The organism is Thiomonas sp. TH-17 (genome assembly GCF_057473305.1).
In genome coordinates, this window is record NZ_JBYCKI010000231.1 from 1 (window position 1) to 9,172 (window position 9,172).

General features: G+C 64.5%; 9 protein-coding genes. 2 read left to right on the top strand and 7 right to left on the bottom strand.

The annotated features are described in order from the left end of the window. From AC2VLV_RS13620 to aceK, 5 genes are all read right to left on the bottom strand, one after another. Positions 1-586 (bottom strand): AMP-binding protein (locus tag AC2VLV_RS13620; protein WP_486990491.1); only part of this gene is annotated, 586 nt, incomplete at its 3' end. 31 nt (positions 587-617) lie between these two features. Continuing rightward, complete coding sequence (locus AC2VLV_RS13625; protein WP_486990492.1) at positions 618-1,223, bottom strand: DsbA family protein; 606 nt, start codon at positions 1,221-1,223, stop codon at positions 618-620. 23 nt (positions 1,224-1,246) lie between these two features. Further along, positions 1,247-2,374: an acyl-CoA dehydrogenase family protein gene (locus AC2VLV_RS13630; RefSeq protein WP_486990493.1), complete on the bottom strand. Its 1,128-nt coding sequence runs from the start codon at positions 2,372-2,374 to the stop codon at positions 1,247-1,249. A 6-nt stretch (positions 2,375-2,380) separates the two neighbouring features. After that, positions 2,381-3,559 (bottom strand): acetyl-CoA C-acyltransferase, encoded by a 1,179-nt coding sequence (locus AC2VLV_RS13635; protein WP_486990494.1) that lies wholly within the window; start codon positions 3,557-3,559, stop codon positions 2,381-2,383. Continuing rightward, complete coding sequence (aceK, locus tag AC2VLV_RS13640) at positions 3,556-5,370, bottom strand: bifunctional isocitrate dehydrogenase kinase/phosphatase (protein ID WP_486990495.1); 1,815 nt, start codon at positions 5,368-5,370, stop codon at positions 3,556-3,558. The genes AC2VLV_RS13635 and aceK overlap by 4 nt, the downstream gene beginning before the upstream one ends. Before the next feature lie 158 nt (positions 5,371-5,528). Between aceK and AC2VLV_RS13645 the strand changes: the two genes are divergently transcribed. After that, complete coding sequence (locus AC2VLV_RS13645; protein ID WP_486990496.1) at positions 5,529-6,683, top strand: aminotransferase class V-fold PLP-dependent enzyme; 1,155 nt, start codon at positions 5,529-5,531, stop codon at positions 6,681-6,683. Positions 6,684-6,739: 56 nt separating this feature from the next. On the opposite strand, the gene AC2VLV_RS13650 is transcribed toward AC2VLV_RS13645, so the two are convergent. Then, positions 6,740-7,918, bottom strand: a complete 1,179-nt coding sequence (locus AC2VLV_RS13650) for an isovaleryl-CoA dehydrogenase (protein WP_486990497.1) — start codon at positions 7,916-7,918, stop codon at positions 6,740-6,742. Positions 7,919-8,219: 301 nt separating this feature from the next. After that, the gene (locus tag AC2VLV_RS13655; RefSeq protein ID WP_486990498.1) at positions 8,220-8,624 is read right to left on the bottom strand and encodes a MerR family transcriptional regulator; all 405 of its coding nucleotides are present in this window, start codon (positions 8,622-8,624) and stop codon (positions 8,220-8,222) included. 84 nt (positions 8,625-8,708) lie between these two features. Here AC2VLV_RS13655 and AC2VLV_RS13660 point away from each other — a divergent pair. Next, positions 8,709-9,172: MBL fold metallo-hydrolase (locus AC2VLV_RS13660; protein WP_486990499.1), on the top strand; the 464-nt coding region annotated here is incomplete at its 3' end.

Consider the following 9,172-nt stretch of genomic DNA (forward strand, 5'->3'; position numbering starts at 1 on the left):
CTACCGCCGGGTCATCGGCGCTGCCGCGGGCGAGCCAGTCGGCAAAGCGCAGCATGCCGGGTTCGTCGGCCTCGCCCAGATGCACCACCAGTTTGAGATCAGGCAGGCGCGCGGCGCGCAGTTCGCCCGGCGCGCAGGTGGTCAGCTCCGGCGCGATTTCGCGCAGCATGGCGAGGTAGTCGCTGGTCTTGAACGAGGTCATGGTGACCAGCGCCTTGCAAGCCACCTTGTTGAGCGCGTATTCCACCTCGGAGGTGCGATAGGCCGGGTTGATGTTCACCAGAATCACGCCGACCTTGGCCGTGGCCAGTTGCATCAGCACCCATTCCACGCTGTTGTGCGCCCAGATGCCCACGCGGTCGCCCTTGCGCAAACCGCTGCGCAATAGGGCGCTGCCCAGACGATCCACCTCCCGCTTGAGCTCGGCGTAGCTCAGGCGAATGTTCTGGTGGCGCGAAACCAGCGCCTCTTGCAGGCCTTGGCGCTCGGCCATGGCGTCGAAAAAATCGCCGATGGTCTGCGTCAGCAGCGGCTGATCGGTGGCACCGCAGGCATAGGCCTGCACCAGCGCGGTTGGCTCGGTCATGATGATTCTCCGGTCTTCATTCTTGGCGGCTTCAAAACCCGCCGGTCTGCAGCCAATGTTCGAGCTGCGGCAGCCGGTCTACGCCCCAGAAGGGTTGATCGTCCACCACCATATAGGGCGCTCCGCACATGCCTTGCTGTAGCGCCCGGTCGCAGTTGGCCTTGAGCTGGGCCTTGATGGCGGGATCGGCGGTATAGCGCGCCACCGCATCGCTCGCCAGCCCCTGTTCGGCGGCAAGGGCTTCCAGCACGGGCAATTCGGCAATGTTGCGGTTCTGCGCGAAATAGGCCGAAAAACAGCGATGCAGCCACGGCGCAGCCTGCGCGGGCAGGTCACGTTGCAGACCGATGAGCACCCGGGCGGCCTGATAAGTGGCAATGGGAAACGGCTCCGGCTGAACGTAAGGCACGCCCAGAAAGCGCGCCGAGCGCGGAATGTCGATGCGGGCATAGTCGCCCTTGAGCGGCTGATCGATCAGCGGCTTCGACCCGGTCGTCTGGAACACCGGCCCGAGCAGCATCGGCACCCATTCGATGTCGCGCAGATGGCGCGCGGCAATGGCCTCGATCTGCGTGCTCGCCAGGTAGGCGTAGGGCGAAGAAAAATCGAAGAAGAAGGTAATCGGGCTGACGGGCATGGGAGTCTCCAGTGAATATCGTTTTACAGCGCGCGGGCAATGAGCATTTTCTGCACATCGCTGGTGCCTTCGTAAATCTGGCAAACCCGCACATCGCGCCAGATGCGCTCGACGGGAAAGTCGGCCACATAACCGTAGCCCCCGTGGATCTGCAGCGCAGCACTGCACACCCGCTCGGCCATTTCGCTGGCCATCAGCTTGGCCATGGCGGCTTCCTTCAGACAGGGCTGGCCCGCATCTTTGAGGCTGGCCGCATGCCACAGCAACTGCCGCGCCGCTTCGATCTGCATCGCCATCTCGGCCAAGCGGAATTGCACCGCCTGATGCTCGGCAATGGGCTTGCCGAAGGCAGTGCGCTCACGCGCATAACGCAGCGCCGCTTCGAACGCGGCGCGCGCCATGCCGACCGACTGCGCCGCAATGCCGATGCGCCCGCCCTCCAGTCCGGAGAGCGCAATCTTGTAGCCCTCGCCCTCGGCGCCAACGCGGTTGGCGACAGGCACTCGGCAAGCCTCGAAACGGATTTGCGCGGTGTCGCTGGCCGACTGTCCAGCCTTGTCTTCGAGCCGTTCGACGATGTAGCCCGGCGTGTCGGTGGGCACGAGGAAGGCGCTGATGCCTTTCTTGCCCGCGGCGCGGTCAGTGGCGGCCAGCACGATGGCGACCTGTCCGTTCTTGCCGCTGGTGATGAACTGCTTGACGCCGTCGAGGACGTAGTGGTCACCCTCTAACTTTGCCGTGGCGCGCAGGTTGGAGGCGTCCGACCCGGCCTGCGGTTCGGTCAGCGCAAACGCGCCGATCCACTCGCCGCGCGCCACCGGGCGCAGCCACCGGTCTTTCTGCGCATCGCTGCCCCAGGCCATCAGGATGGAGCACACCGGGCAGTTGTTCACGCTCACGATGGTGCTGGTCGCGCCGTCGGCCGCGGCGATCTCCTCAATGGCCAGCGCGAGAGACAGGTAGTCGAGCCCGGCGCCGTCCCATTCGGCGGGCACGGCAATGCCCAGACAACCCAGCGCCGCCAAGCCCTGCAACGCCTCGCGCGGAAAGCGGCTTTCGCGCGCCCAGTCGGCGGCATGCGGGGCGATTTCGGCTTGAGCAAAATCGCGCACCGCGTCGCGGATCATGCGGTGATCGTCAGAAAGCAGCATGACGATTCACAGCAGCTCAACAGCCATCGCCGTGGCCTCGCCGCCGCCGATGCACAGCGCAGCGACGCCCTTCTTGAGCCCACGTTGCCGCAGCGCGCCCAGCAGGGTGACGACGATGCGCGCGCCCGACGCGCCGATGGGGTGGCCCAGCGCCACCGCGCCGCCGTGCACGTTCACGATCTCATGCGGCAGCTTGTATTCGCGCATGGCCGCCATGGTGACGGCGGCGAAGGCTTCGTTGACTTCCCACAGATCCACATCGGCCGCCTTCCAGCCGGTCTTGTCGAGCACCTTTTGAATGGCCCCCACGGGCGCCGTGGTGAACCACTCGGGCGCCTGCGCATGGACCGCATGGGCGCGAATACGAGCGATCGGCGCGCAGCCCAGCTTGTCTGCGGTGGACTGGCGCATCAACACCAGCGCGGCAGCGCCGTCGGAAATGCTCGACGAGGTGGCGGCGGTGATGGCCCCGTCTTTCTTGAACGCGGGCTTGAGCGTAGGAATCTTGTCGAGCTTGGCCTTGAAGGGCTGCTCGTCGCGGGCGATTTTCACCTCGCCGCCGCGACCCGCCACCGTGACGGGCGCCATCTCCCACTCGAAGCTGCCGTCTTCGTTGGCTTGTCTGCTGCGCTCAGTCGAGGCAATGGCGAAGGCATCCATCTCCTCGCGGCTGAAGGCGTATTTGCTCACACAGCTCTCAGCGAACACGCCCATGGCCTTGCCGCGGTCGTAGGCGTCTTCCAGCCCGTCGATGGCCATGTGGTCGTAGAAGGCGGTGGCGCCGTATTTCACACCCTTGCGCACAAAGGCCAGATGCGGCGCGTTGGTCATGCTTTCCATGCCGCCGGCCACCATCACATCGGCCGAGCCCGCGGCCAGCATATCGTGGGCGAACATCATCGCCCGCATGCCCGAGCCGCACATTTTGGACAGCGTGACCGCGCCCGCCGATTGCGGCAGCCCGGCCTTGAGCGCGGCCTGGCGCGCGGGGGCCTGGCCCTGCCCGGCCATCAGGCAGTTACCCATGAGCACTTCATTCACGGCGTCGCCCGCGATGCCCGCGCGCTGCACGGCAGCAGCGATGGCGGTAGCGCCGAGCTCCCAGGCGGGCACGGCGGCAAAGTCGCCGAGCAGGCCGCCGATGGGCGTGCGCGCGGCAGAAACAATCACGATGGGATCAGTCATGCTGAGGTCTCCTGAACAGGTTGAACGGGTTTGTTGGATGCCGCAAGATCGACCTCGCGGGCGAAGCGGCGGCTGGCGTCGTAGGTGAACACGTCGTACAGATGGCCCTCGCGGATGCGGCTCTGGTGCTCCTGCCAGAATGCAGCGTCGAGCAGATCGGCGTGGTGCTTCATGAACACGGCGCGCACCTTGGGGTTGCCGAGCAGAAACTGTCCAAAGGTCTCGGGAAAGACATCGTGCGGGCCCACGGCGTACCAGGGCTCGGCGGCCATCTCATCTTCTTCGTTGCGCGCAGGCGGCACGCGGCGGAAGTTGCAGTCGGTGATGTACTCGATTTCGTCGTAGTCGTAGAACACCACCTTGCCGTGGCGGGTGATGCCGAAGTTCTTCCACAGCATGTCGCCGGGAAAGATATTGGCCGCCACCATGTCCTTGATGGCATTGCCGTATTCGATCACCGCGGCCTCGAGCTGAGCGTCGTCGGCTTCCTGCAGGTAGATGTTGAGCGGAATCATGCGCCGCTCGATGTAGCAGTGCCGGATGATGATGGTGTCGCCGTCGTATTCGAGTTGCGAGGGGCAGAAGGTTTCAATCTCCTGGATGAGCTCGGGCGAGAAACGGGCGCGCTCGAACGCCACGTTGGAGTATTCCAGCGTCTCGGCCATGCGGCCCACGCGGTCGTGCTGTTTCACCAGCAGGTACTTGCCCTTGATCTTGTCGCGGGTGGTGTCTTTCTGCGGCGGATAGAAGTCTTTGATGACCTTGAACACGAAGGGAAAGGACGGCAGGGTGAACACCACCATCACCATGCCCTTGATGCCGGGCGCCACGATAAACTGATCGCTGGAGTGCCGCAGGTGATAGAGAAAGTCGCGGTAGAACAGGGTCTTTCCCTGCTTGGCCAAACCCAGCGCGTTGTACAGCTCGGCACGCGGCTTGCGCGCCATGAGGCTGCGCAGAAACTGCACATAGGCCGACGGGATTTCCATATCAACCATGAAATAGGCGCGAGCGAAGGAGAACAGCAGCAGCAGATCGTCTTCGGTGAGCAGCACCGTGTCGATAAAGAGCTGGCCGCGCTCGTTGTGCAGAATGGGCAGCGCCAGCGGAAATTCGGTAAAGCCGTTGATCACCTTGCCCACCGCATACGCGCCCTTGTTGCGGTAGAACAGTGAGTCGAGCATCTGGATCTGGAAGTTGGCGCGCAGGCGCACATCGTTGCCGAAGCGCTGGCGCACGGCGACCAGCACCTGGTTCACGTCGCGGTCCAGATCTTCGAACGGCAGCGCAAGCTGAAAATTCTCGATGGCCCGGCGCAGACAGGCATGCAGCGCCTCGTGGGTGTGCGGGTAATACACGCGGAACGTCGGCTTGGCCGCAGGCTCTTCGTTTTCGATGTACTCGGTGGACAGGGCCGGGCGCACGAACAGAAACTCGTTGTTGAAATGCTCGCGCCGCAGAATCTTGGTCGTCACCGAGTTGAAAAACGTCTCGGCCAGCTCGGGCTGGTGGTGATTGGTCAGCAGGCCGATGTAGTGCAGCTTGGCCTGCTGCCAGATTTCCATGGGCTGGTTGCCGGCGTCGAGTTCGTTCTGCAGGCGCTCGGTCGCCTCGTCCACCCGCTGGTCATAGAAGGCGATGCGCTCGCGCTGCGCTGCCTGCTGCGCAGCCCAGTCGGCCCGCTCGAACCGCTGCTTGGCCGCGGCGCTCACCTGGCGGAACAGGCGGTAATGGCGATTGAAGCCCTCGAGCATGGTGCGGGCCATGGCAAAAGCCACCGGGGAATCGAGGCGGGGCGGGAATTGGTTCATTTGACATTGGCAACGCGAAGACGCTCTGCCCACTGTAAGCCCGCGCCGCTGGCAAGGCAAAGCGCCCTGCGCTTGACGCCGCTGCGTGCTAGGCTTTTTGGGTTTTCGGCGCAGCCGCCGCGCCGACTTTTTCGATCCATAAGACCAGGAGATTTCTGATGCCCGCCTTGCTGCCCAACGTTGATCCCGATGGACTGCTGGAGTATTCGGTGGTTTACACCGACCGCTCGCTCAACCACATGTCGGCCAAGTTCCAGCAGGTCATGCGTGATCTGTCGTCCATGCTCAAACAAGCCTACAACGCGCAGACGGCGGTCATCGTGCCGGGTAGCGGCACGTTTGCCATGGAGGCCGTGGCGCGGCAATTCGTCCAGGGCGCACCCGTGCTCATTGTGCGCAACGGCTGGTTCAGCTATCGCTGGAGCCAGATCATCGAGTCCGGGCATTTGTCGGACAAAGTGACGGTGCTCAAGGCCCGCCGCGTGGCCGATGCGTCCGAGTCGCCCTTCACGCCAGCGCCCATCGACGAGGTGGTCGCCACCATCGCCCGCGAAAAACCCGCCGTGGTGTTCGCCCCGCATGTGGAAACCTCCGCCGGCATGATGCTGCCCGACGACTATCTGCGCGCCGTAGCCGACGCGGTGCATGCGGTGGGCGGCCTGTTCGTACTCGATTGCATCGCCTCCGGCGCGATGTGGGTGGACATGCAGGCCACCGGCGTGGACGTGCTGGTCAGCGCACCGCAAAAAGGCTGGAGCGGCCAGCCCTGCTGCGGCTTCGCCATGCTGTCTGAGCGGGCTTTGCAACGGCTGGAGACGACCACGAGCGACAGCTTTTCCTGCGACTTGAAAAAGTGGCATCAGATCATGCAGGCGTATGAAAAGGGCACGCATGCCTATCACGCCACCATGCCCACCGACACCCTGGCCGAAGTGCGCGACCAGATGCGCGAAGCGTTCAGCTACGGTCTGCCCGCGCTCAAGGCCGCGCAGATGGAGCTGGGTCGCGCGGCGCGCGCTTCGTTGGAGCGGCGTGGCGTCAAGAGCGTGGCGGCGCCCGGCTTTCAGGCGCCGGGCGTGGTGGTGAGCTACACCCGCGACCCCGACATTCAGAACGGCAAGAAGTTTGCGGCGCAGGGCATGCAGATTGCCGCCGGTGTACCGCTGGCCTGCGACGAACCGGCCGACTACATGAGCTTTCGCCTCGGTCTGTTCGGGCTGGACAAATGGACGGACGTGCCCGCCGCCGTGCAGCGGCTGGACGCGGTGCTCGACGCCGTGGGTTTGCAAATGCCGGAAAAAGCGCATCGGTAACCGCATCAATAGCGGCATCAGTCGCTCAGCCCGGTTCGCCATCCCGCTTCACGGCCTCACGCCGTTTGCGCGAACAGTTCGCGGCCGATCAGCATGCGGCGGATTTCGCTGGTGCCCGCGCCGATCTCGTACAGCTTGGCGTCGCGCCACAGTCGGCCCAGCGGGTAGTCGTTGATGTAGCCGTTGCCACCAAAAATCTGGATGCCCTCGCCCGCCATCCAGGTGGCCTTTTCGGCGCACCACAGAATCACGGCCGCACAATCTTTTCGCACCGAGCGGGCGTGGCCGTCGCCCAGCGCATCGAGGTTCTTGCCCACGGTGTAAAGCAGGCTGCGGGCGGCTTGCAGCACGGTATACATATCGGCCAGCTTGCCCTGGATGAGCTGGAACTCGCCGATGCTCTGGCCGAATTGCTTGCGCTCGTGCACATAGGGCACCACGCTGTCCATCACCGCCTGCATGATGCCGACCGGCCCGGCGGCGAGCACCGCGCGCTCGTAATCCAGGCCGCTCATCAGCACTTTGACGCCGCCGTTCAAATGGCCCAGCACGTTCTCTGCGGGCACCTCGCAATCCTGAAACACCAGCTCGCCGGTATGGCTGCCGCGCATACCCAGCTTGTCGAGCTTCTGCGCCACCGAGAAGCCCTTGAAGCCCTTCTCCACCAGAAAGGCGGTGATGCCCTTGGAGCCCGCGGCCGGATCGGTCTTGGCGTAGACCACGAGAACGTCGGCGTCCGGCCCGTTGGTAATCCACATCTTGCTGCCGTTGAGAACAAAGGCATCACCTTGCTGGTCGGCGCGCAGCTTCATGCTCACCACGTCGCTGCCGGCGCCCGGCTCGCTCATGGCCAGCGCGCCCACATGCTCGCCGCTGAGCAGCTTGGGCAGGTACTTCGCCTTCTGCGCGGCGCTGCCGTTGCGGCGGATCTGGTTGACGCACAGGTTGGAATGCGCGCCGTAGCTCAAAGCCACAGAAGCGCTGGCGCGCGATATTTCCTCCATCGCCACCATATGCGCCAGATAACCCATGCCCGTGCCGCCATCGGCCTCGGGCACGGTGACGCCCAGCAGGCCCAGGTCGCCAAATTTGCGCCACAGATCCATCGGAAACTGATCGGTGCGGTCGATCTCGGCCGCGCGCGGGGCAATTTCTTGCTCGGCAAAATCGCGCACGGCCTCGCGCAGAGCGGCGATGTCTTCGCCAAGTTGGAAGTCCAGTCCAGGTAGTTGCATGGGGTCTCCTCGCTTGCGTGTTTCGATGCGTTGTTTCGACGCGATTTCAATACCGTTTGGGCACTGGCGCGATGGTCTGCTGCATCACCGCGCAAACTGTCTCGGCGCCGTCCCCAGTGCGGCCGTCAAGTCTTGGCGGGCAAAGCTCTGGCGAGTGGCCGCCTCCTGCGCAGGCGATAGAACGGCGGGGGCGGTGGTCATGATGGTAAAAGTCTCCGTTGGGGCTGCTCTGTGGGCAGATTCACGGTGATCTTACCTTCCGTTTACGTCAACGTGAATAGTGACTCACCCAGCGCCCACCTCACCCGCCCTGCTTCTTGAGTAGCCCCCGCGCCTCAGTCTCGTAGGCCCGAATCTCCTCCAGCGTCGCCTTGAGATCGGCCATGCGGCTCTCAATGTCGGCGCGGTGCGCGGCCAGCACTTCGAGGTAGCGGCGCAGTTGCGGTGCGGTGTCGCGCGGCGACTCGTACATCATCACCAGTTCCTTGATCTCCGCCAGGCTCAGGCCCAGCCGTTTGCCGCGCTGGGTGAGTTTCAGCCGCGTGCGGTCGCCCTGGGTATAGACGCGCAGCCGACCCTCGCGCTGCGGGCTGAGCAGGCCGGCTTCTTCGTAAAAGCGGATGGCGCGGGTGGTGAGGTCGAACTCGCGGGCGAGTTCGCCAATGGTGAAAGTGGGGGCGGCGGGTGCAGCAGCGATTTTTTTCATGCGTGCCTATACTCGGCTCCAGTTGACGTTAACGTCAAGTGTAGTTTGCGCCATCACTCTCCCAACCTTTTGAATCCGCCCACCATGTCTGCCCAGCCCGCCACCGATGCCATCCGCTACCCCTTTGGAGAGACGACGCCCGCATCGGGAGAAAGCATCGAGCGGGCACCGGGGTTGCGCTGGCTGCGCATGGGGCTGCCCTTCGCGCTGAACCACATCAACCTCTGGCTGCTGGAAGACACCCTCGACGGCGTGCGCGGCTGGACGATTGTGGATTGCGGCATCGACTCCCCGCCCACCCGCGCGGCGTGGGAGCAGGTGTTCGCCACGCAGCTGGGCGGCCTGCCGGTGCTGCGCGTGGTCGTCACGCACATGCACCCAGACCACGTCGGGCTGGCGCACTGGCTCACCGCGCGCTGGAATTGCCTGCTGTGGATGAGCGCGACCGACTATGCCGTCTCGTGCATGGCGGCGCGCGGCTGCATGACCATCGGCGGCGAGCCGATGGCGGCGCACTACGCCGCGCATGGCCTCGCCGACCCGCAGAC

What these genes read in the sequence shown, in the direction of transcription:
- AC2VLV_RS13625 (WP_486990492.1), bottom strand. Translation starts at nt 1,223, where the DNA reads ATGCCCGTCAGCCCGATTACCTTCTTCTTCGATTTTTCTTCGCCCTAC.
- AC2VLV_RS13630 (WP_486990493.1), bottom strand. Translation starts at nt 2,374, where the DNA reads ATGCTGCTTTCTGACGATCACCGCATGATCCGCGACGCGGTGCGCGAT.
- AC2VLV_RS13635 (WP_486990494.1), bottom strand. Translation starts at nt 3,559, where the DNA reads ATGACTGATCCCATCGTGATTGTTTCTGCCGCGCGCACGCCCATCGGC.
- aceK (WP_486990495.1), bottom strand. Translation starts at nt 5,370, where the DNA reads ATGAACCAATTCCCGCCCCGCCTCGATTCCCCGGTGGCTTTTGCCATG.
- AC2VLV_RS13645 (WP_486990496.1), top strand. Translation starts at nt 5,529, where the DNA reads ATGCCCGCCTTGCTGCCCAACGTTGATCCCGATGGACTGCTGGAGTAT.
- AC2VLV_RS13650 (WP_486990497.1), bottom strand. Translation starts at nt 7,918, where the DNA reads ATGCAACTACCTGGACTGGACTTCCAACTTGGCGAAGACATCGCCGCT.
- AC2VLV_RS13655 (WP_486990498.1), bottom strand. Translation starts at nt 8,624, where the DNA reads ATGAAAAAAATCGCTGCTGCACCCGCCGCCCCCACTTTCACCATTGGC.